Raw genomic sequence first — 21,436 nt, 5'->3', positions numbered from 1 at the left:
GATCGAAGGTAACGGGCGGCACCGACAGCGAACAGGGCCCATGGTCCGCGATCGCCCCCGACCGGACCCTGATAACGGTCGGGCAAAGCCGGGCTGCCACAATGAGAGCGCGCTTGTGCGCACATTCACAAGATCGCTGCCCCCGATGCCGAAGGTGCCTCCTCGTGGACATCAAGACCGCCTCCTCCCTCCATCGCCTCCGTCTGGTCTCCGCCCCGGAGGCCGTGTCGTTCCTGCTGCTCCTCGTCTGCTCGGTGCTCAAGCGCACGACGGACTTCAACGCGGTCCCCGTGATGGGCGCCGTCCACGGCCTGCTCTTCGTGCTGTACGTGGTCTTCTGGCTGGACGCCTGGAACCGCACCAAGTGGTCCTTCGGCACCGCGGCCCTCTACTTCGTCCTCTCCGTCCTGCCGGCCGGCGGTTTCTTCGCCGAGCGCAAGCTCAAGCGCGCCGCCGACGACGAGGTCATCGCCTCCCGGGCGCGCCGCGAGGGCACGGTGAACGCGTGATCGTCGCCTTCTCGGTGAGCCCGCTGGGCGTGGGGGAGGACGTCGGGGAGTACGTCGCCGACGCCGTCCGTGTCGTCCGCGAGTCCGGGCTGCCCAACCGTACGGACGCCATGTTCACCTCGGTCGAGGGGGAGTGGGACGAGGTGATGGACGTCGTGAAGCGGGCCGTCGCCGCGGTCGAGGCCCGCGCCGGGCGCGTCTCGCTCGTCCTCAAGGCCGACATCCGGCCGGGGGTCACGGACGGTCTCACCTCGAAGGTGGAGACGGTGGAGCGCCACCTCGCCGGCTGAGCCGTACGCGGTAACCTCCGCGCTGAGTACCGCCCGCACGGACGCCTCCAGTCGACACGCCGGTAAATGTCCCTTTTTGTAGGGATATCAATCTGGTGCGACAGCTGGAGGCATCCGTGCGGCCGGAGGTTTTCGAGTACGACTACGACGTCCACAGCTGCCTGGCCGGCCCGCTCAGCGAACCGGACCGGGCCGCGGCCTACCGGGTGCGCTACCGGAGTCTGCTCGCCCGCGAGCCCCACCGAATAAGAGCCGTCCTGCTGATGGCCCTGGCGCCGCTGCTCTCCGGCGCCCTGCTGGTCTATCTGGTCTGGCCCACCCACCGCACCGAGCGCGACGGCGCCGCCCGCTGGCTGGTGGTCCTCGACCACGTGATGCTCGGGTCGATCGGGCTCATCGCCCTCTTCACGCTCGTCAACGTCACGTCGGTCGCCCACGCCACGATGGTCGCCAGGGACCCCATACCCGTCCCCGCGGAACCGGGCACCCGCGTCGCGTTCCTCACCACGTACGTCCCGGGCAAGGAACCCCTCGCCATGGTGCGGGCCACGCTCGAAGGGGCCGTACGGCTGCGCCACAGCGGCCCGCTCGACATCTGGCTGCTGGACGAGGGCGACGACGGCGAGGCCAGGGCGCTCTGCGAGGAGCTCGGGGTGCGCCACTTCACCCGGCACGGCATACCGGAGTGGAACCGCCCGCGGGGCGTGCACAAGGCGCGCACCAAGCACGGCAACTACAACGCCTGGCTCGCCATGCACGGCGAGGACTACGACTTCTTCGCCTCCGTCGACACCGACCACGTCCCGCTCCCGAACTTCCTGGAGCGGATGATGGGCTACTTCCGCGACCCGGACACCGCCTTCGTCGTCGGCCCCCAGGTGTACGGCAACTACAGCTCACCGGTCACCAAGGCCGCCGAGTCCCAGCAGTTCCTGTTCCACGCCCTGATCCAGCGGGCCGGCAACCGCTACCACGCCCCGATGTTCGTCGGTACGAACAATGTCGTCCGGATCAGGGCGGTCCTCCAGATCGGCGGGCTGTACGACTCGATCACCGAGGACATGGCCACCGGGTTCGAGCTGCACCGCACCAGGAACCCCGTCACCGGCCGGTTCTGGCGCTCCGTCTACACCCCCGACGTCCTGGCCGTGGGCGAGGGCCCCGCCTCCTGGACCGACTTCTTCACCCAGCAGCTGCGCTGGTCGCGGGGGACGTACGAGACGCTGCTCAAGCAGTACTGGAAGGCACCGTTCCGGCTGCCGCCCGGACGGCTGCTCAGCTACACGCTGATGCTCGTCTACTACCCGATGACCGCCGTCAACTGGTTCCTCGGCATTCTCAGTTGCGTTCTCTTCCTCTGGTTCGGCGCCTCCGGCACACAGGTCTCGTCCTCGGTCCTGCTGATGCTCTACAGCGACGCCGCCGCCCTCCAGATCGGGCTCTATCTCTGGAACCGGCGGCACAATGTCTCGCCCCACGAGCCGCGCGGCTCGGGCGGTCTCGCCGGAATGGTGATGTCCGCGCTCTCCGCGCCGGTCTATCTGAGGTCGCTGATCTCGGCGCTGCTCCGTACGCGCGGGCGCTTCGTGGTCACCCCCAAGGGCGGCCGGGCGAGCGCCGACCGGCTGCTGACCTTCCGGCTCCATCTCTTCTGGGCCGCCGTACTGATCGCCTCGCTCGTCGCGTCGGTGATCCTCGGCCACACCCACGCGGCGATGCGCACCTGGGCGGTCCTGGCGCTGGCGATCGCGCTCGCGCCGGTCGGCGTCTGGGTCTGGACACTGCTGGACGAGCGGGCCGGCCCCGATGCCGTACCGGCCTCCGAACGTACCGCCGCGGACGCCGCCGAAGGCCCGGCCCCGGAGCCGGCCCCCGAGCCCGCGTTCGCCGCGGTGGCCTTGACGCACGTGACGCCTGTGACGACGACAGGAGGGAACTGACCCATGCCCCAGCGGTACCGGCCGCGCCACAGGCCGTCGGAGAAATTCAAGAGGACACTGCTCGGCGGCGGGGCGCTGCTGGTACTGGCCGCCCTCAACGCCCCCGCGGCCTTCACCTTCGCCGAGGAGAGGTACCACGCGTACAAGATCGCGCAGCCGGGCTACAAACGGCAGTACGGCTCCTGGGAGATCCTCGACGTCCCGAAGGAGTTCCGTACGAACGCGATCCACGCGGCCCTGCTGCACACCGGCAAGGTGCTGATCATCGCGGGCTCCGGCAACAACCAGAAGAAGTTCGACGAGGGGTCGTTCGACACGATCCTCTGGAACCCGGCCGACAACTCCTTCAAGAAGATCCCCACCCCGGAGGACTTCTTCTGCTCGGGTCACTCCCAGCTCGCCGACGGGCGGCTCCTGGTGGCGGGCGGCACGGCGCGCTACGAGGTCCTCGACGGCGAGGTGGAGCGGGCCGGCGGCCGGATGCGGGTCAAGAACGAGAACCCGGACCGGGCCCACACCTTCAAGAAGGGCACCCGCTTCCGCTCCCCCTCGGGCGTCGAGTTCATCAGCAAGTTCGATGTCACCGTGCCCAGGGCGAAGAAGGAGCTCAAGGTCGGATACGGGAAGGGCGGCCGGATGCTGCCCTGGCGTACGAAGGTGACGGCCGGCGAGGCCCGGGTCTTCGTGGAGGCGGCCGAGAAGGGCCCGCGCGGGCTGACCACCCAGGCCGCGCAGTACGAGATCGTCGGGCTCACGGGCAAGGACGCGGACAACCTCTATGGCCTCGCACAGAAACTCACCACGGAGAAGCAGGACTTCCAGGGCATCAGATCCGCCTACGAGTTCGACCCCAGGGCCGAGAAGTACATCCCGGTGAACCCGATGAAGGAAGCCCGCTGGTACCCCACGCTGGTGACCCTCGACGACGGGAAGGTGCTCGCCGTCTCCGGCCTCGACGACGTCGGCGCCGTACTCACCGGGGACAACGAGCTCTACGACCCGGAGACCAAGGAGTGGTCCAAGGGCCCCACTCGCTACTTCCCGACGTATCCCGCGCTCTTCCTCACCAAGGGTGGCAAGCTCTTCTACTCGGGCTCCAACGCGGGGTACGGGCCCGCCGAGAAGGGCCGGCAGCCGGGTCTCTGGGACCTCACCAAGAACACCTTCACCGAGGTCGGCGGGCTCACCGATCAGGACCAGACGGAGACCTCGGCCTCCCTGATGCTGCCGCCGGCCCAGGACCAGCGGGTGATGGTGCTCGGCGGCGGGGGCGTCGGTGAGTCCTCGAAGGCCACCAGCCGTACGGCGATCGTCGACCTCACACAGGACAGCCCGGTCTTCCGGGAAGGGCCCAGGCTGCCGCAGGGCACCCGCTATCTGAGCAGTGTGCTGCTCCCGGACGACACGGTGTTCACCACCGGCGGCTCCTCCGACTACCGGGGGCGCAGCGCCAGCGACATCCTCAAGGCGCAGTTCTACGAGCCGAGGACCAATACGTTCCGGCCGGCCGCCGACCCGACCGTGGGGCGCAACTACCACTCGGAGGCGCTGCTGCTGCCCGACGGCCGGGTGGTCACCTTCGGCTCGGACCCGCTCTTCCGCGACGCCGACAACACCAGACTCGGGACCTTCGAACAGCGTGTGGAGATCTACACGCCGCCCTATCTCCAGGGTGACGGGGCCGGCGAGAACCGGCCGGCGCTGGGGAAGGGACCGCAGGAGGTCGACCGGAACGGCCGGGCCACCTTCCGCGCCGCCCGTCCCGACCGGATCGCGAAGGCACGGCTGATGCGGCCGAGCGCCGTGACCCACACGACGGATGTCGAGCAGCGCTCGATCGAGCTGGACCTCACGAAGACCAAGGACGCCGTGACGGTCGAGGTGCCGAAGGACCGGGCGCTGGTACCGCCCGGCTGGTACATGCTCTTCGTCGCCGACGCCGCGGGTGTCCCCTCCGAGGCGAAGTGGATCCGCGTGGAGTGAGCCCGGGACGCGTCCGCCTCGGACGTACCGGACTACGCGATCGCGTCCTTGCTTCTGCGGGCGAGGCCCAGCGCGTAGTCGGGCCACCAGGTGCCGGCCGCCGGGCCGCCGCGGCAGGGGCCGTCCGAGTCGCCGGGGCGCTTGATCCAGAGATAGGCGTCCAGCAGCTCGTTGCCGGTGTTGGTGGTGGGCGGCGAGCCGAGCGCCCGGCCCGGCGGGTTGCACCACGCCTCGTCCCGGTCGCCCCGCAGCGGGCCGGCGCCGTTCCTGCTGGTGTCGATGGTGAAGTGGACATCGCCGAGCAGTCCGGAGAGCCGGGTGCCGTACGCCTTGACCGCGTCGTTCGTCTGGAAGTTGGACACATTGAGCGAGAAGCCGTCGGCCGAGGCGATCCCGGCCCGCCGCAGCGGCTCGGTGAGCTTGGCGGGGTCGGCAATCCAGTCCGGGTTGCCGGCGTCCAGATAGACGCGGGTGCGCGGCTGCTGCTTGAGCCTGCTGATGGCGTGGGCGAGCAGCTCGTACCGCTCGTCGTGGTGCTCCGCGGGGGTGCAGCCGTCCGTCAGATGCGGAATGGCGTCCGGCTCCAGGATCACGATGGCCTCGGCGTTCCCGAGGGCGGCGGCGAAGGAGCCGATCCAGTCGCGGTAGGACTGCGCGTCATGGGCGCCGCCCGCGGAGTAGAGCCCGCAGTCGCGGTGGGGGATGTTGTACGCGACGAAGACGGCCGTGCGCTTGGCGGCCTGCGCACCGCGTACCGCCCGCCGGATCCCGGGCTCGGGATTGTCACCGGCCGGCCAGTCGGCCACCGCGCGCTCGGAGATCCGCCGCAGAGCCTTCGCGTCGTCCGTACGCCCCTGCTTCTCCCACTCCGTGACCTGACGGGCCGCGTCGCTCTCGGGATCGATCCAGAAGGGCGAGGACGCGGTGGGGTCGGCTTCGCCCCGGAGCGCGGAGGGGCCGGTACGGCCGGCCCGTTCGGTCCGCTCGACGGAGTCCTGGCGGGACTCGGCGGAGCAGCCGGCGGCCGTCAGCGCGAGCACCGCCGCGAGGGCGGCGGAGGCGAGCGGGCAGGGGCGGCGGCGCGGCGCGTGCGGGCAGCGGTGCGGCGCGTGCGGGCAGCGGTGCGGCGCGTGCGGGCGGTGTGGTCTGCGGCCGGACATCCAGGCCCCTCGGAAGACGACTGGGCGACGATGGGAATGGCAAGACCGGCATATCGTTACATAATGTTCAAGCAGTGGCACTCTGCGACACCGACAGCGCGATACCGAGCGGCGTCCGCTCGTACAGCACCTGGTGTCCGTACCGCCGCGACGTCAGCAGCCCCGCCCCGCGCAGCGCCGACAGGTGCGCCGACACGGAGGACGGGGCCAGGCCGAGCAGTCGCGCGAGCGCCGTCGTCCCGGCCGGCTCGTCCAGCGCGCACAGCACGTCCGCCCGCGCCCGGCCCAGCAGCCGGGCCAGCGCGTCGGGCGTACGGTCCGAGGGCCGTGTCCACAGGCCGCCGATGCCACGCACCGGATAGATGACGGCCGGCTGCCACGGCGGCAGATAACCGCTGACGACGTTCGGCCAGCAGAACACGCTCGGCATCAGGACCAGCCCCTCGCCGCCGAGGACCCGCGTATGGCTGCCGTTCGTCCCCGTGATCGTCAGCGTGGCCGCGTCCGTCCAGCCGAGCTGCGGACTCAGCTCGCCCAGCAGCCCTTGCAGTCCGTTCTCCGCCAACCGCCGCGAGTGGTACGCCACATCGGCCTCCAGCAGGGTGCGCAGCCGGGGCCAGTCGGGCTCGACCAGCTCGTGCCACACCCGCTCCAGCAGCCCGGCCAGCTTCCGCAGGGCACGGGCCGGATCCGCCGCCATCGCCCGGCCCTCGGGGCTCGCCGCGGCGCCCGGGGTGTCGGCGAGCGCCAGCGTGATGTCGGTCCTGACCAGCTCCGGGTCGGTGGCGCGTACAGCCGCGATCTCCTCCTCGAAGGTGGGGAGGGGGACCGACGGCGGGCGGCTGAGGAAGTCCGGGTTGTGCCCGCGCTCGGGCATCAGGAGATGCAACGGCGCGAGGTCGATCGCCGCTCTCGCGGTCCGGATCCCGCGCAGCCACGGCAGGTGGTAGCCATGCCGCTCGGGGCGCGCGAGGGTGCGTACCGCCTCCTGCGTCTCCCAGAGCGGCGAGACGGCGAACCGGCAGCGGAGCAGATCACTCTCGTCGAAGTGGAGCTGGAACGGCATGACGCGGGCGGCCCCCCTGTACCGAAGACCCGGCGGTGGATTTCCGGCATTCCCAGGATTTCCGGGACTTCACGGCCGGAGATTCGGACTGATCCGAATGTCTGTCTCCGGCACACTAACCCCGTCAGTCTGCCTCCATGCCCAAGAACGCTTCCCGGGGTTCCCGGGGGTACGGCGCCGTCTTCGCCGTCCGCGAGTTCCGGTTCGTCTTCGCCGCGCACCTCCTGTCACTGCTCGGCGTGGTCGTCAGCGAGATCGCGCTGACCTTCCTCGTCTACGACCTCACCGGCTCCCCGCTGCTCAGCGCCCTCACCTTCGCGCTCGGCCTGCTCCCGTACCTCGTCGGCGGGACCCTCCTCGCCGGGGTCGCCGACCGCTACCCCGCCCGGCGGGTGCTGGTGGTCTGCGATCTGCTCTGCGCCGTGTGCGTCGGGGTGATGGTGCTGCCCGGCACGCCGATCGCCGGACTGCTGGCCCTGCGCTGCGTCGTCGCCGCGATCGCGCCCGTCTTCACCGGGACCAGGATGGCCGCGCTGACCGACATCCTCGGCGAGGGCGATCTGTACGTACTCGGCCGCTCCCTGCTGCGCATCGTCTCGCAGAGCGCGCAGCTCGCCGGATTCGGGGTGGGCGGGGTGCTGCTCGCCGTCGTCCCCGCGCGGGGCGCGATCTGCGTCACCGTCGGTACGTTCCTCTGCTCGGCCGCGCTGCTGCGCTTCGGGACCCGTGACCGGCCCGCCCGCGTCGCCGGACGGGAGACCGGGCGGAGCGGCGCGCTGCTGAGGGATTCGCTCGGCGGGGCCCGGCTGCTGCTCGGCGACCGGCGTACGCGGGCGCTGCTGCTGCTCTTCTGGGTGCCCGCGATGTTCGTCGTCGCGCCCGAGGCCCTGGCCGCCCCGTACGCCGACTCCCTCGGCCTCGGCCCCGCCGCGCTGGGGCTGCTGATGTGCGCGATGCCCGTGGGGCACATCGTGGCGGAGCTGTACGCCGGTACGGCGCTCTCCCCGCGCGCCCGCTCCCGCGTCGTCCTGCCGGTCGCCGCCGTCGGCCTGCTACCCCTGCTGGTGTACGGGGCCGGGCCCGGCCTCGGCTGGGCGCTGGCCGCGCTCGTCCTCGCCGGGGCGGGGGCCGCGTACGTCATCGGCCTCGACCAGTGGTTCGTCGCGGCCGTCCCCGAGGAGCTGCGAGGCCGGGCGATGACGCTGCTCACGGCCGGTCTGATGACGATCCAGGGGCTCGGCATGGCCGGCGCGGGACTGGCCGCCGAGTTCCTGCCCGTACATCAGGTCGTCGCCGGGGCGGGGGCGATCGGCACGCTCTGCTGTCTCGTCCTGGTACGGGAGGTCCACCGCACCGGGCCGCACGGACCGCGGGGACGGGCGACGGAACCGGACGGTACGACCGAAGTGCGAGACGGGGCAGTCCGGCAAGTGGCCTCTGGGTAGGGTCGGAGCCGTGCCGAAACCGCTCAGCCTTCCCTTCGATCCCATCGCCCGCGCCGACGAGCTCTGGCAGCAGCGCTGGGGGCCCACGCCGGCCATGGCGGCGATCACCTCGATCATGCGGGCGCAGCAGATCCTGCTGGCCGGCGTGGACGCGGTGGTCAAGCCGTACGGGCTGACGTTCGCCCGGTACGAGGCGCTGGTGCTGCTCACCTTCTCCAAGGCGGGCGAGCTGCCGATGTCCAAGATCGGCGAGCGGCTGATGGTCCACCCGACATCGGTCACCAACACCGTGGACCGGCTGGTGAGATCCGGTCTGGTCGACAAGCGGCCCAATCCGAACGACGGCCGCGGCACGCTCGCGTCCATCACGGACAAGGGCCGTGAGGTGGTGGAGGCGGCCACCCGCGATCTGGTGGAGATGGACTTCGGGCTCGGGGCGTACGACGCCGAGGAGTGCGCCGAGATCTTCGCGATGCTCCGCCCGCTGCGGGTGGCGGCCAGGGACTTCGACGACGCGGGCTGAGCGCCGGCGGTGAGTGCATGGGCTCCCCGCAGGCGCAGAAAGGGCCCGGGATACGCTCGGTGCCATGAAACAAAGCGTGCTGTCCCGCTACCGGGTGATGGCGTACGTCACCGCCGTATGGCTGCTGGTCTTCACCGTGGCGATCATCCTGAAGTACGGATTCGACACCGGCGACACGATGCTGATCTCCCAGATCCACGGTGTGCTGTTCATCGTGTACGTCATCTTCGCCTTCGACCTGGGCACCAAGGCGAAGTGGCCCTTCGGCAAGCTGCTGTGGGTGCTGGCCGCGGGCTGTATCCCGGTCGCGTCGTTCTTCGTCGAACCGAAGATCACCCGCGAGGCCCGGACGCTGGTCACGGACCGCGAGCCCGCCACCGCCTAGGCCCCGTCCGGTCGCCTGCTCCCGCCCCGGAGCCCCGCCCGCACGAGGTGTGGGCGGATTGGCATCGACATTTACTTGGACGTCCTAGTAAATTTGAAGGCATGGACGCCATGGAGGAGGGCCGCCTGCGCTGGCAGGCCCGCTACGACAAGGCCCGCAAGCGCGACGCGGACTTCAGCACGCTCTCCGGTGATCCGGTGGAGCCGGTCTACGGGCCCCGGCCCGGGGACACCTATGAGGGGTTCGAGCGGATCGGCTGGCCGGGGGAGTACCCCTTCACCCGGGGGCTGTACCCCACCGGGTACCGCGGCCGGACCTGGACCATCCGCCAGTTCGCCGGATTCGGCAACGCCCAGCAGACCAATGAGCGCTACAAGACGATCCTGGCCAACGGCGGCGGCGGGCTCTCCGTCGCCTTCGACATGCCGACACTCATGGGCCGCGACTCCGACGACCCGCGCTCGCTCGGCGAGGTCGGCCACTGCGGGGTCGCCATCGACTCCGCCGCCGACATGGAGATCCTCTTCGGTGACATCCCGCTCGGGGATGTCACCACCTCCATGACCATCAGCGGCCCCGCGGTCCCGGTCTTCTGCATGTATCTGGTCGCGGCCGAGCGCCAGGGCGTCGATCCGGCCGTCCTCAACGGCACGCTCCAGACCGACATCTTCAAGGAGTACATCGCGCAGAAGGAGTGGCTCTTCCAGCCCGAGCCGCATCTGCGTCTGATCGGCGATCTGATGGAGCACTGCGCCACCTCCATCCCCGCGTACAAGCCGCTCTCGGTCTCCGGCTACCACATCCGCGAGGCCGGGGCGACGGCCGCGCAGGAGCTCGCGTACACCCTCGCTGACGGCTTCGGCTATGTGGAGCTGGGGCTGAGCCGGGGGCTGGACGTGGACGTCTTCGCGCCCGGTCTCTCCTTCTTCTTCGACGCCCATCTCGACTTCTTCGAGGAGATCGCCAAGTTCCGCGCGGCCCGCCGGATCTGGGCGCGCTGGATGAAGGAGGTGTACGGAGCGCGGACCGACAAGGCGCAGTGGCTGCGCTTCCACACCCAGACGGCGGGCGTCTCGCTCACCGCGCAGCAGCCGTACAACAACGTCGTACGGACGGCGGTGGAGGCGCTGGCGGCCGTCCTCGGCGGTACGAACTCCCTGCACACGAACGCGCTGGACGAGACCCTCGCCCTGCCGAGCGAGCAGGCCGCCGAGATCGCGCTCCGTACCCAGCAGGTGCTGATGGAGGAGACGGGCGTCGCCAATGTGGCCGACCCGCTCGGCGGCTCCTGGTTCATCGAGCAGCTGACCGACCGGATCGAGGCCGACGCCGAGAAGATCTTCGAGCAGATCAAGGAGCGCGGTCTGCGGGCCCACCCGGACGGGCAGCACCCGATCGGGCCCGTCACCTCCGGCATTCTGCGCGGCATCGAGGACGGCTGGTTCACCGGCGAGATCGCCGAGTCCGCGTTCCGCTACCAGCGGTCGCTGGAGAAGGGCGACAAGCGGGTCGTCGGCGTCAACGCGCACCATGGCTCGGTCACCGGCGATCTGGAGATCCTGCGGGTCAGCCATGAGGTCGAGCGCGACCAGGTCCAGGTCCTCGCCGAGCGCAGGAGCGCCCGGGACGACGCCCGGGTCCGTACGGCGCTGGAGGCCATGCTGAGCGCCGCACGCGACGGCTCGAACATGATCGCGCCGATGCTGGAGGCGGTACGGGCCGAGGCGACGCTCGGCGAGATCTGTGGCGCGCTGCGCGACGAGTGGGGGACGTACACGGAGCCGCCCGGCTTCTAGTCATTTCCGCGCAGGACCGACGGCCGTCCCCGGTGAGGGGGCGGCCGTTCGCCCTTCCCTCCGCGTATCCGCCTGTTCGTGAATACCTCTGAGTGAGAGCTAAAATGGGGGCATGGCCACGCAGGAGTTCCCCGACTCGCTCGCCGTCGTCCTCGCGGGCGTCCAGCGGATGATCCGGCGGCGGCTGCGCGAGGGCTTCCCCGCGCCGCCGCTGCGCGGCGCGCAGATCGAGCTGCTACGGCTGGTCGCGGCGCGTCCGGGGATCCGGGTGTCGGACGCCGCCAAGGAGCTGTATCTCGCCGGCAACTCGGTCTCGACCCTGGTCAATCAGCTCAGCCGGGCCGGTTATCTCCTCCGTGAGACCGATCCGGACGACCGGCGCTCGGCGCGGCTGCTGCCCACGCTGGAGGCAGGGGCGCGGCTGAGCGAATGGGAGGCCCGTCGGCGCGCGCTCATGCGTGAGCAGGTGGACCGGCTGTCGGACGAGGACCGCGCGGCGCTGGCGGCGGCCCTTCCGGCGCTGCGCAGGCTCGCCGGGAACCTGCACGAGGGGATCACCGAACCGCGAGGAGCGGGGGGTGACGGAGCGGGGGGCGAGCGAGTGGGGGGACAGAGAGTGGAGGGACCATGACCGACACACCGTTCACCGACACACCGTTCACCGGCGCACCGTTTACCGGCCCGGACGGCGCCCGGCCGGACGGCGCCGGCCCGGTGGACCCCGCCGGGCCCGACGCCGTCAGCTGCCGCGGACTGGACTACGCGTTCGGCGAGACCAAGGCCGTGCAGGACGTCGATCTCGCGGTCGGCGCGGGCGAGGTCTTCGGGCTGCTCGGTCCGAACGGCGCGGGCAAGACCACCGCGATCCGCTGCATCACCACCCTGCTGCCCGTACCGGCGGGCATGGTGCGGGTGTTCGGGCACGACGCGGCGAGGGAGAAGATGGCGGTACGCCGCCTGCTGGGCTACGTACCCCAGCAACTGTCCGCCGACGCCGCGCTGACGGGCCGCGAGAACGTGACGCTGTTCGCCCGCGTCTTCGACGTCCCGCGCCGCGAACGCTCCGAACGTGTCGCGCAGGCGCTGGCGGCCGTCGATCTGACCGGCGCGGCCGACCGGATGGCCAAGACATACTCCGGCGGCATGATCCGCCGGCTCGAACTCGCCCAGGCGCTGGTCAGCGCGCCGCGACTGCTCATGCTCGACGAGCCGACGATCGGCCTCGACCCGATCGCCCGTACCAGCGTCTGGGAGCACATCAACGCCGTACGGCAGGCCACGGGCATGACCGTGCTGGTGACCACGCACTACATGGACGAGGCCGATCAGTACTGCGACCGCGTCGCGCTGATGCATCACGGGCGGATTCACGCGCTCGGTACCCCCGGTGAGCTGAGGGCCGAACTGGGCGAGCGCCGGGCGGATTCGGGGGAGAAGGGCGCGCTGCCGACGCTGGAGGACGTCTTCAGGGACGTCGCAGGCAGCGGTCTCGACGAAGAGGGAGGCGACTTCCGCGATGTCAGGAGCACCCGCCGCACCGCGTCCCGCGTCGGCTGAGGGGACCGGCCCCGCCCGGCTGGAACTGCTGCTCCAGCCGCCCCGCGCCCGTACCGGCTGGCGTGTGCTGCCCGCCAGGGTCGTCGCGATGTGCGTGGTCGAGCTGCAGAAGCTGCGCCACGACCGGACCGAGCTGTACACACGGGCCGTTCAGCCCGCGCTCTGGCTGCTGATCTTCGGTGAGACCTTCACCCGGATCAAGGCCATCCCCACCGGCGGCATTCCGTATATCGACTTCCTCGCGCCCGGCATCATCGCGCAGTCCGCGATGTTCATCGCGATCTTCTACGGCATCATGATCATCTGGGAACGTGACGCCGGCATTCTGACCAAACTGCTGGTCACCCCGACCCCGAGAGCCGCGCTCATCAGCGGCAAGGCGTTCGCCTCCGGGGTGAAGGCGCTGATCCAGGCGGTGGTGGTGATCGTCATCGCGGCAGCCCTGGGCGTCGGTCTGACCTGGAACCCGCTGCGGCTGCTGGGGGTGGCCGTCGTGGTGGTCCTCGGCTCGGCGTTCTTCTCCTGTCTGTCGATGACGATCGCGGGGATCGTGCTGACGCGCGACCGGCTGATGGGGATCGGCCAGGCCATCACCATGCCGCTCTTCTTCGCCTCGAACGCCCTGTATCCGGTGGCGATCATGCCCGGCTGGCTCCAGGTGGTCAGCAAGATCAATCCGCTGAGCTACCAAGTCGACGCGCTGCGCGGGCTGTTGCTCGGTACGCCGTCCCATCTGCCGCTCGACTTCGGGGTGCTGCTGGTGGCGGCGGTGCTGGGGATCGCGGCGGCCTCGTCGCTGCTGGGACGGCTGGCGCGGTGACGCGGCACGCGTCGCCGTACGTCGACCGGACCCCGGCGCCGTACGGCGGTCGGCTCCGTACGGCGGTCAGCTCCGTACGGCGGTCAGACCGCCGAGCAGCAGGGCCGTGAACGTACGCGCCCACTCCTCGTCGACCGGCTCCGCGCTGACCAGGGTGCGGTGCACCACCGCACCGGCGATGACGTCGAAGATCAGATCCGCGGTACGGGCCGCCTTCGCGGTGTCCGGCTCGCGGGGGAGTTCACCGCGGCTCTCCGCGCGCTCGCGGCCCAGCAGCACCAGCCGTTTCTGGCGGTCCACGATCGAGGCGCGGATACGGGCCCGCAGCGCCTCGTCCCGGGTGGCCTCCGCGACCACCGCCATCAGGGCCGTCTTGGTCTCGGGCCGTTCCAGCAGCGCCGCGAACTGGACCACCACGCCCTCGACATCGGCCGCCAGGCTGCCCCGGTCCGGCAGTTCCAGCTCGTCGAAGAGGACCGCGACCGCGTCCACGACCAGCTCGCTCTTGGCCGTCCACCGCCGGTAGAGCGTGGTCTTGGCGACGCCCGCCCGGGTCGCCACCTCGCCCATCGTCAGCTTGGACCAGCCCAGCTCACCCAGCGCGGCCCGGGTCGCCTCCAGGATGGCGGAGTCGGCCTCGGCGCTGCGGGGGCGCCCCTTTCGACTGCACATGACGGCGACCATACCGGCCGGTAGCGCGGGTGCTGTGAGTCAGTTCACCGGATGGATCTTCCCTGTCGCACCACCCGGCAGTTACGCTACGGGTCGTAGCGGAAGCGGCGACCGGCGTGCCCGTCACGCGGCGGTGCGCGTACCGCTTTTCAGAAGTGTGCGCGGAGGGGGGAGGATGTACTCATGCAGCCTAGGAACATGTCCATGAGCGGCGTCGTCGACCTCGCCGCGGTGAAGGCGGCCGGTGAGGCCAAGGCGAAGGCGGAGCAGGCCCGCGCCGAGGCGGCCCGTCAGGGCGGCACCGGTGCCGTACCCCCCTCCAGCCTGGTGATCGACGTCGATGAGGCGGGCTTCGAGCGCGATGTCCTCCAGCGTTCCACCGAGGTCCCGGTCGTCATCGACTTCTGGGCCGAGTGGTGCGAGCCGTGCAAGCAGCTCAGCCCGGTACTCGAGCGGCTGGCGCGCGAGTACAACGGCCGGTTCGTCCTCGCCAAGATCGATGTCGACGCCAATCAGATGCTGATGCAGCAGTTCGGGATCCAGGGCATCCCCGCGGTCTTCGCGGTGGTGGCGGGACAGGCGCTGCCGCTCTTCCAGGGCGCGGCCCCCGAGACCCAGATCCGGCAGACCCTGGACCAGTTGATCCAGGTCGGCGAGGAGCGCTTCGGGCTGACCGGCATCGCGGTCGACCCCGGCGCGGAGGCGGACGCGGCGGACGGCGCCGGACAGGAGGCCGTCGAGCCGGCCGGACCGTACGACGCCCAGCTGGAAGCGGCCGTACGCGCGCTGGACGCCAATGACTTCGCCGGCGCCTCGCGGGCGTACCGCGACGTACTGGCCGACGACCCCGGCAACTCGGAGGCCAGGCTCGGCCTCGCGCAGGCCGAACTGCTCACGCGCGTACAGGACATGGACCAGGCGCGGGTACGCAAGGTCGCGGCGGACAAGCCCGGCGATGTCCAGGCGCAGATCGCCGCGGCCGACCTCGACCTGGTCGGCGGACATGTGGAGGACGCCTTCGGCCGGCTGGTCGAGGCCGTGCGCCGGACGGCCGGGGACGACCGGGAGGCGGCGCGGGTGCGGCTGCTGGAGCTGTTCGAAGTGATCGGCGGGGACGACCCCAGGGTGACCGCGGCGCGGTCGGCTCTGGCACGGGTTCTTTTCTGACGTGTTGCGGTAGTTGAGGTATTCGCCGCTTTCCCGGCCGCCGACTCCACGGTGTGCCCGGGGATTTGGCGGCACAGCGATGACGGCGGTCGCGCTTTACCAAAACTTGGTAAAAGCGACTGCTGTTACTCGCAGTAAATCGACCCCCTTGTTCTGTCCCGCTATGAGTGGCAATCGCCGCTTCTGCCGCACCGTTGGGTCGCACCCTGTGTGGCCGCCCGGTACCGGCGGGTCGCCCGCTGGTTATCGGGCCGTTACTAGCCAGTAACGAACCCCCTTGTGTCCCGGGCGCGAATGCACCACGATCGGCGACGCTCGGTCCAATTCCGCACCAGCACGGCAGCCAGCCGCGCCGTCGGGACTGGGTCCCCACCGAGCGGACCGGCGGCAGCGACCGCCGGCCCGGACAGGGGGGTTCCTGCCTACCCGGCAGGGCCTGTCCAGAGGTTGCGCGAAGGCGTGGCCAGTGGTTGTCGCTCGGGGGTGATCGCCGGTGGTTCCGGACGCGGTTGGCGCCTCGGGCACGGGCGCTCTCCTTACCGAGGACGTAGCACTTCTCCCATCCCAGGACGGGCTCCCACCCGATCCGGAGATGTACGTCCGAGAAGGAGGATATTCATGGAGTCCCAAGTTCGTGGCGGGACCAGATGGAAGCGGTTCGCCGTCGTCATGGTGCCGAGCGTGGCCGCGACGGCAGCGATAGGTGTCGCCCTCGCACAGGGGGCGCTGGCCGCGTCGTTCAGCGTGTCGGGACAGAGTTTCAAGGTGAAGGCCGACAAGCTGGTCGGCCAGAACTTCGTGCAGTACGGCGGCGTTGCCGAGGGCGTGGACCCCAAGGGGAACAAGGCCACACACCCGGTGGCCGTCTCCGGCTTCAAGACCGCCCAGATCACGAACATGTGCCAGTCCGTGGTCACCCCGCTGCCGATGCTCGGCACCAGTGTGACGCTGGTGCTCAACGCCGGTAACAAGGGCACGAAGATCAGGGCGGAGAACCTCTACCTCGACGTCGAATCGCTCGACGCCGACGCGGAGTTCAAGAACATCGACATCGGTGTGGCGGCCGGCTCCACCAAGTCTCCCGGTATCCAGCCGGGGACGAAGGCGGACCCGAACGGCTTCGCCCAGCAGGCCGATGAGGCCATTCTGAGGGACGTGAAGCAGACCGCGTGGGCGACCACCGCGGGCACGTTCAAGCTTCCTGACCTCAGTCTGCGGCTCAAGGTCGGCGACCCCAAGAAATACGAGTGCTACTAGGGCATGCCGGGTGGGTCGGGCGGTCCCCGGACTGTTCGGCCCGCTCGTCCCCCTGCCTTTGATCTTTGATCGCAATACCGCATACCGCTTTCCAGGGAGCTGTTTTCCATGAGCGCCGAGTCCACAGGTTCCCGCGGATTCACCTACTGGCGGCTTCGGTTCCGCGCCTGGCGTGGCGCCCGGCCGTTCTGGGCGGGCCTGTTCACTCTTCTCGGCGGACTGCCGATCGCCTATTTCCCCTACGCCCAGCTCCATCTCGGCAACCTGACACTGGCCATGTCCACCACGGCCGGCGCGGGTTCGCTGATCATCGGCGTACTGCTGGTGACCCTGGGCCTGACGATGTGGTTCCAGAGCATCGTCCGGGTCTTCGCCGGTGTCGCCGCCATTCTGCTGGCGCTGGTATCGATCCCGGTCTCCAACATCGGCGGCTTCCTGCTGGGCTTCCTGCTCGCCATGCTGGGCGGCGCGCTCTCGATCTCCTGGGCACCGGACAAGTGGGTCAGGCAGGCCGCCGAGCCCGACACCCCCCACGAGGCGCCGGAGCCCGACGGCGACGGTGACCCCTTCTTCCCCGGTCCGCGCGACGGGGAGGACCCGAACGTGACGGATACGACTGCCCATGCCAACGGCGGGAGGAACAGTGCGGGGTGACAGCACACAGCGAGTCGAGGCCGGAGGCGATGATTCCCGGGTGAGAAGAGGGCCGCGTCACGCGGCCCCCAGAAAGTCGCTCCTGACCAAGCTTCAGATACCCGCGGGCAAGGCGATGGCGCTGGCGGCGATGCCGACGGCCGTCTTCGTGGGCATGGGGCTCACGCCCCGGCTCGCGCTGGCCGACGACAGCAAGGACATCCCCTTCGCCCCGGGGCCGTGCGTGACCCGCTCGGACGAACCGTCCGCGTCGGCGTCCGAATCGCCCACTCCCACGCCGTCCGCGTCGGAGTCGGTGTCGCCGGAGCCGGACACGTCACCGTCGGCGTCGGGGACACCGGGGCCGTCGGCGAGCGGGAGTTCGGCGCCGGGAGACGAGGATTCAGGTTCCTCGGACTCCGGTTCCCCGGACTCCGGGACGGCGGACTCCAGGGAGCCCGGCGACACGTCATCCGGGGCGGGGACGACTCCGGCCCCCTCGAAGTCCAAGAACCCGCTGGACCCGCTGGGGCTGGGCGACGCGCTGGGAGACCTGCTCGGCGTACCGGACAAGGACGCGACGAGCAGCCCGGCGCCGAGCGCCTCCGCCACGGAGAAGCCGGACACCGAACCGTCCACGAAACCGACGTCCGAGCCGGGGAGTTCCCGGCGGGAGAGTGCCGGGCCGGACGGCCAGGCGGACGGTTCCACGGCCGGCGAGGCGGTCGACGGCACCAAGGACGCCATCAAGGAGGCGGCGGACAAGGTCGGCGCCCAGGTCGAGGAGCTGGACGAGGACGCGAAGGGGCTCGACGCCCGTAAGGACGACGACATCCCCGCGGGCGCGGACGGCAAGGAGCGCTTCCCGTGCCCGACGGCCGACCCCGAGGCCCTGGCCGCGGCCGAGGAGGAGCAGGGCATCCCGCTCCTGCCCGACGACCCGTGGACGCTGCACAGTTCACTGCTGACCCTGCGGGGCCTGGACTACAAGGGCATCGTCGAGGTGCGGACGAGTGGCGGCAAGGTCAAGAAGGTGCTGAAGTTCACCTCCACCTCGCTGGACATCAAGGACCTGCACCAGACCGTTGTCTACCCCGAGGGCAGGACGGCCCATGTGCAGGCGCGCGAGGGCTCCACGTCCACGATCCGCAACGGCGAGGTGACGATGTACACGGAGCGGCTGAAGGGCAACCTCTTCGGCCTCATCCCGATCACCTTCAGCCCGGAGACCCCGCCCCCGCTGAACGTCCCGTTCGCCTTCTTCACCGACGTCGAGGTGACCCAGGCGGGCCAGTTCGGCGGCACGCTCACGGTCCCCGGCCTCCAGAACTACCTCACGAACTGACACGGATCCCCGGGAGCCGCGGGAAAGACCGTGGCCCGCACCGATCCCCCTCGATCCGAGGGGCGGTGCGGGCCATGGTCGTTCAGGGGCCGGAGCGACGGTGTCGTCAGTCGCGGCCACCGCCGCCCAAGTGGTGCACACGGACCATGTTCGTGGTGCCCGGGACGCCGGGAGGGGAGCCCGCCGTGATGATCATGGCGTCGCCCTCGCTGTAGCGCTGGAGCTTCAGCAGCTCCTCGTCCACCAGCTCGACCATCTCGTCCGTGCTGCTCACCCAGCGCACGATGAAGGACTCCACGCCCCAGCTCAGGGTCAGCTGGTTGCGGGTCGACTCGTCCGTCGTGAAGGCCAGGATCGGCTGGGCCGCGCGATAGCGGGAGAGGCGGCGGGCCGTGTCGCCGGACTGGGTGAAGGCGACCAGCGCCTTGCCGCCCAGGAAGTCCGCGATCTCACAGGCGGCGCGGGCCACCGAACCGCCCTGGGTACGCGGCTTCTTGCCCGGGACCAGCGGCTGGAGGCCCTTGGAGAGCAGCTCCTCCTCGGCCGCGGCCACGATCTTCGACATCGTCTTGACCGTCTCGACCGGGTACGCGCCCACCGAGGACTCGGCGGAGAGCATGACCGCGTCCGCGCCGTCCAGGATCGCGTTCGCGACATCGGACGCCTCGGCGCGGGTGGGACGGGAGTTGGTGATCATCGACTCCATCATCTGGGTCGCCACGATCACCGGCTTGGCGTTGCGGCGGCACAGCTCGATCAGCCGCTTCTGCACCATCGGCACCTTTTCGAGCGGGTACTCGACGGCCAGGTCACCGCGCGCCACCATGACGCTGTCGAAGGCCGCGACCACGGCCTCCATGTTGGCGACCGCCTGCGGCTTCTCGACCTTGGCGATGACGGGGACCCGGCGGCCCTCCTCGTCCATGATCTTGTGCACGTCCAGCACGTCGTGCGCGTCCCGGACGAACGAGAGCGCGACCATGTCGCAGCCCATCCGCAGCCCGAAGCGCAGATCCTCGATGTCCTTCTCGGACAGGGCGGGGACATTGACCGCCGCGCCAGGCAGGTTGATGCCCTTGTGGTCGGAGATCACCCCGCCCTCGATGACGATGGACTTGACCTGCGGGCCGTCGACCTCGACCACCCGCAGCTCGACATTGCCGTCATTGATCAGGATCTGGTCGCCCTTGGAGACATCGCCGGGCAGGCCCTTGTAGGTGGTGCCGCAGATGGACTTGTCGCCGGCGACATCCTCGGTGGTGATGGTGAACTCGTCACCGCGCACCAGCTCGACCGGGCCCTCGGCGAAGGTCTCCAGACGGATCTTGGGGCCCTGGAGGTCGACGAGGACACCCACGGCGCGGCCGGTGTCCTTGGCCGCCTTCCGCACGCGGTTGTACCGCTCCTGGTGCTCCGGGTGGCTTCCGTGGCTCATGTTGAGTCGGGCCACGTTCATACCGGCCTCGATGAGCGACTTCAGCTGCTCGTACGAGTCGACGGCGGGGCCCAGTGTGCAGACGATTTTGGAACGGCGCATGAGGCGGATCCTATCGGTTTGTTTCTATGCGGAATATTCCGTCTGGTGGAAAGTACAAATGGGCGGGTGGCCGCTCAGGCGTCGACCGTTCGACCCTCGCCGACCAGTGCGAAGGTCTGCCGGGCGATCTCCAGTTCCTCGTCCGTCGGGACCACGGCCACCACGGTCCCCGCGGACTCCGGCGAGATGATTCGCGGCCTGTCGGAACGTACGGTATTGCGCTCCGGGTCCACCGCCAGGCCCAGATTCTCCAGACCCGCTACGGCAGCTTCCCGCACCGGCGCCGCGTTCTCACCCACACCCGCCGTGAAGACCACCGCGTCCACCCGGCCGAGCACCGCGGTATAGGCGCCGATGTACTTCTTCAACCGGTGGATATAGATGTCGAACGCGAGCGCCGCCCGCTCGTCGCCCGCGTCGACCCTGCGCCGGATCTCCCGCATGTCGTTGTCCCCGCAGAGGCCGACCAGACCGCTCTTCTTGTTCAGAAGTTCATCGATCTCGTCAACGGACATTCCGGCCACACGCTTCAGATGGAACGTGACCGCGGGATCGATGTCCCCGGAACGCGTCCCCATCACCAGGCCCTCCAGCGGAGTCAGCCCCATCGAGGTGTCCACGCACCGCCCGCCCTCGACCGCGGACGCCGACGCGCCGTTGCCGAGATGCAGGACGATCACATTCACCTCGGACGGATCCTTGCCGAGCAACTCGGCGGTCTTCCGGGAGACATACGCGTGCGACGTGCCGTGGAATCCGTAGCGGCGGATACGGTGCGCGTCGGCCGTCGCCGTGTCGATCGCGTACCGCGCCGCGTACTCCGGCATCGTCGTGTGGAACGCGGTGTCGAAGACCGCGACCTGCGGCAGATCGGGACGGAGCCGCCGCGCCGTACGGATCCCGGTGAGGTTCGCCGGATTGTGCAGCGGCGCCACCGGCACCAACCGCTCGATCTCCTTGAGCACGGCGTCGTCGACGATCGTCGGCTCGCTGAACTTCAGCCCGCCGTGGACGACCCGGTGGCCGATGGCCGCCAGATCAGGCGCATCGATCCCCAGCCCGTCGTGCGCCAGTTCCTCCGCGACCGCCTCCAGCGCCGCCGCGTGGTCGGCGATCCTCCCCGTACGCTCACGCCTGCCGCCGAGCCCCTCGGTCAGCGGGGTGTGCACCAGACGGGAGGTCTCCTCACCGATGCGCTCCACCAGACCGGCCGCGAGCCGGGAGCCGTCCCGCATCTCCAGCAGCTGGTACTTCACCGACGAGGAACCGGAGTTGAGGACGAGGACACGGGTGGCGGAGGTGTGCGCGGTCACGGGCTGTCGGCCTTCTGTCGTAGTCATGGAGTCGTGGT

At 70.1% G+C, this 21,436-nt stretch carries 20 protein-coding genes; 15 read left to right on the top strand and 5 right to left on the bottom strand.

The window, feature by feature from the left end; translation table 11 throughout:
- Nucleotides 1-164: 164 nt before the first annotated feature.
- The 4 genes from ACFRKB_RS26365 to glxA all read left to right on the top strand — a co-directional run bounded on the left by ACFRKB_RS26365 (nucleotide 165) and on the right by glxA (nucleotide 4,722).
- Nucleotides 165-509 carry a DUF3817 domain-containing protein gene (locus ACFRKB_RS26365; RefSeq protein WP_249953461.1) on the top strand — a complete coding sequence of 115 codons (345 nt, stop codon included), beginning with the start codon at nucleotides 165-167 and terminating at the stop codon, nucleotides 507-509.
- Nucleotides 506-799 (top strand): MTH1187 family thiamine-binding protein, encoded by a 294-nt coding sequence (locus tag ACFRKB_RS26360; RefSeq protein ID WP_031091528.1) that lies wholly within the window; start codon nucleotides 506-508, stop codon nucleotides 797-799. The genes ACFRKB_RS26365 and ACFRKB_RS26360 overlap by 4 nt, the downstream gene beginning before the upstream one ends.
- Before the next feature lie 116 nt (nucleotides 800-915).
- Nucleotides 916-2,739, top strand: a complete 1,824-nt coding sequence (locus ACFRKB_RS26355; RefSeq protein ID WP_383108918.1) for a glycosyltransferase family 2 protein — start codon at nucleotides 916-918, stop codon at nucleotides 2,737-2,739.
- A 3-nt stretch (nucleotides 2,740-2,742) separates the two neighbouring features.
- Nucleotides 2,743-4,722, top strand: a complete 1,980-nt coding sequence (glxA, locus tag ACFRKB_RS26350) for a radical copper oxidase GlxA (RefSeq protein ID WP_383108917.1) — start codon at nucleotides 2,743-2,745, stop codon at nucleotides 4,720-4,722.
- Between the two features lie 32 nt (nucleotides 4,723-4,754).
- On the opposite strand, the gene ACFRKB_RS26345 is transcribed toward glxA, so the two are convergent.
- On the bottom strand, nucleotides 4,755-5,882 hold the full coding sequence (locus ACFRKB_RS26345) for a glycoside hydrolase family 6 protein (RefSeq protein ID WP_383108916.1): 1,128 nt from the start codon (nucleotides 5,880-5,882) through the stop codon (nucleotides 4,755-4,757).
- 67 nt (nucleotides 5,883-5,949) lie between these two features.
- A complete protein-coding gene (locus ACFRKB_RS26340; RefSeq protein ID WP_383108914.1) occupies nucleotides 5,950-6,948 on the bottom strand; it encodes an ArsR/SmtB family transcription factor in 999 nt (332 codons plus the stop codon).
- Between the two features lie 137 nt (nucleotides 6,949-7,085).
- Between ACFRKB_RS26340 and ACFRKB_RS26335 the strand changes: the two genes are divergently transcribed.
- The 7 genes from ACFRKB_RS26335 to ACFRKB_RS26305 all read left to right on the top strand — a co-directional run bounded on the left by ACFRKB_RS26335 (nucleotide 7,086) and on the right by ACFRKB_RS26305 (nucleotide 13,474).
- Nucleotides 7,086-8,393: an MFS transporter gene (locus ACFRKB_RS26335; RefSeq protein WP_383108913.1), complete on the top strand. Its 1,308-nt coding sequence runs from the start codon at nucleotides 7,086-7,088 to the stop codon at nucleotides 8,391-8,393.
- A 10-nt stretch (nucleotides 8,394-8,403) separates the two neighbouring features.
- Nucleotides 8,404-8,916: a MarR family winged helix-turn-helix transcriptional regulator gene (locus ACFRKB_RS26330; protein ID WP_383108912.1), complete on the top strand. Its 513-nt coding sequence runs from the start codon at nucleotides 8,404-8,406 to the stop codon at nucleotides 8,914-8,916.
- A gap of 64 nt (nucleotides 8,917-8,980) precedes the next feature.
- Nucleotides 8,981-9,301 carry a DUF3817 domain-containing protein gene (locus tag ACFRKB_RS26325; protein WP_365975106.1) on the top strand — a complete coding sequence of 107 codons (321 nt, stop codon included), beginning with the start codon at nucleotides 8,981-8,983 and terminating at the stop codon, nucleotides 9,299-9,301.
- 101 nt (nucleotides 9,302-9,402) lie between these two features.
- On the top strand, nucleotides 9,403-11,097 hold the full coding sequence (locus ACFRKB_RS26320) for an acyl-CoA mutase large subunit family protein (protein WP_383108910.1): 1,695 nt from the start codon (nucleotides 9,403-9,405) through the stop codon (nucleotides 11,095-11,097).
- Between the two features lie 112 nt (nucleotides 11,098-11,209).
- Complete coding sequence (locus ACFRKB_RS26315; RefSeq protein ID WP_383108909.1) at nucleotides 11,210-11,728, top strand: MarR family winged helix-turn-helix transcriptional regulator; 519 nt, start codon at nucleotides 11,210-11,212, stop codon at nucleotides 11,726-11,728.
- Nucleotides 11,725-12,654, top strand: coding sequence for an ATP-binding cassette domain-containing protein (locus tag ACFRKB_RS26310; protein ID WP_383108908.1), 930 nt, complete (start codon nucleotides 11,725-11,727; stop codon nucleotides 12,652-12,654). Before ACFRKB_RS26315 ends, ACFRKB_RS26310 begins: the two co-directional genes overlap by 4 nt.
- On the top strand, nucleotides 12,614-13,474 hold the full coding sequence (locus ACFRKB_RS26305; protein WP_383108906.1) for an ABC transporter permease: 861 nt from the start codon (nucleotides 12,614-12,616) through the stop codon (nucleotides 13,472-13,474). Before ACFRKB_RS26310 ends, ACFRKB_RS26305 begins: the two co-directional genes overlap by 41 nt.
- Nucleotides 13,475-13,540: 66 nt before the next feature.
- Here the strand turns inward: ACFRKB_RS26305 and ACFRKB_RS26300 are convergent, their stop codons facing one another.
- Nucleotides 13,541-14,146, bottom strand: coding sequence for a TetR/AcrR family transcriptional regulator (locus ACFRKB_RS26300; RefSeq protein WP_383108905.1), 606 nt, complete (start codon nucleotides 14,144-14,146; stop codon nucleotides 13,541-13,543).
- Between the two features lie 183 nt (nucleotides 14,147-14,329).
- Here ACFRKB_RS26300 and ACFRKB_RS26295 point away from each other — a divergent pair, with 183 nt between their 5' ends.
- The 4 genes from ACFRKB_RS26295 (at nucleotide 14,330) to ACFRKB_RS26280 (ending at nucleotide 18,548) form a co-directional block, all read left to right on the top strand.
- On the top strand, nucleotides 14,330-15,313 hold the full coding sequence (locus ACFRKB_RS26295) for a tetratricopeptide repeat protein (RefSeq protein ID WP_383108904.1): 984 nt from the start codon (nucleotides 14,330-14,332) through the stop codon (nucleotides 15,311-15,313).
- Nucleotides 15,314-15,931: 618 nt separating this feature from the next.
- Nucleotides 15,932-16,570: a DUF6230 family protein gene (locus tag ACFRKB_RS26290; protein WP_383108903.1), complete on the top strand. Its 639-nt coding sequence runs from the start codon at nucleotides 15,932-15,934 to the stop codon at nucleotides 16,568-16,570.
- A gap of 108 nt (nucleotides 16,571-16,678) precedes the next feature.
- Nucleotides 16,679-17,224, top strand: a complete 546-nt coding sequence (locus ACFRKB_RS26285; protein ID WP_383108901.1) for a DUF6114 domain-containing protein — start codon at nucleotides 16,679-16,681, stop codon at nucleotides 17,222-17,224.
- Complete coding sequence (locus ACFRKB_RS26280) at nucleotides 17,214-18,548, top strand: hypothetical protein (RefSeq protein WP_383108900.1); 1,335 nt, start codon at nucleotides 17,214-17,216, stop codon at nucleotides 18,546-18,548. Before ACFRKB_RS26285 ends, ACFRKB_RS26280 begins: the two co-directional genes overlap by 11 nt.
- Nucleotides 18,549-18,654: 106 nt before the next feature.
- On the opposite strand, the gene pyk is transcribed toward ACFRKB_RS26280, so the two are convergent.
- Together pyk and ACFRKB_RS26270 are read right to left on the bottom strand one after the other, a co-directional pair.
- A complete protein-coding gene (pyk, locus tag ACFRKB_RS26275; protein ID WP_365975093.1) occupies nucleotides 18,655-20,085 on the bottom strand; it encodes a pyruvate kinase in 1,431 nt (476 codons plus the stop codon).
- Between the two features lie 74 nt (nucleotides 20,086-20,159).
- A complete protein-coding gene (locus tag ACFRKB_RS26270; protein WP_383108899.1) occupies nucleotides 20,160-21,425 on the bottom strand; it encodes an acetate kinase in 1,266 nt (421 codons plus the stop codon).
- Between the last annotated feature and the right edge of the window lie 11 nt (nucleotides 21,426-21,436).

It is taken from the genome of Streptomyces scopuliridis, assembly GCF_042790125.1.
GTDB lineage: Bacteria > Actinomycetota > Actinomycetes > Streptomycetales > Streptomycetaceae > Streptomyces > Streptomyces scopuliridis_A.
The sequence above is the reverse complement of the archived record's forward strand: the minus strand, read 5'-3'. Positions and strand labels throughout refer to the sequence as shown.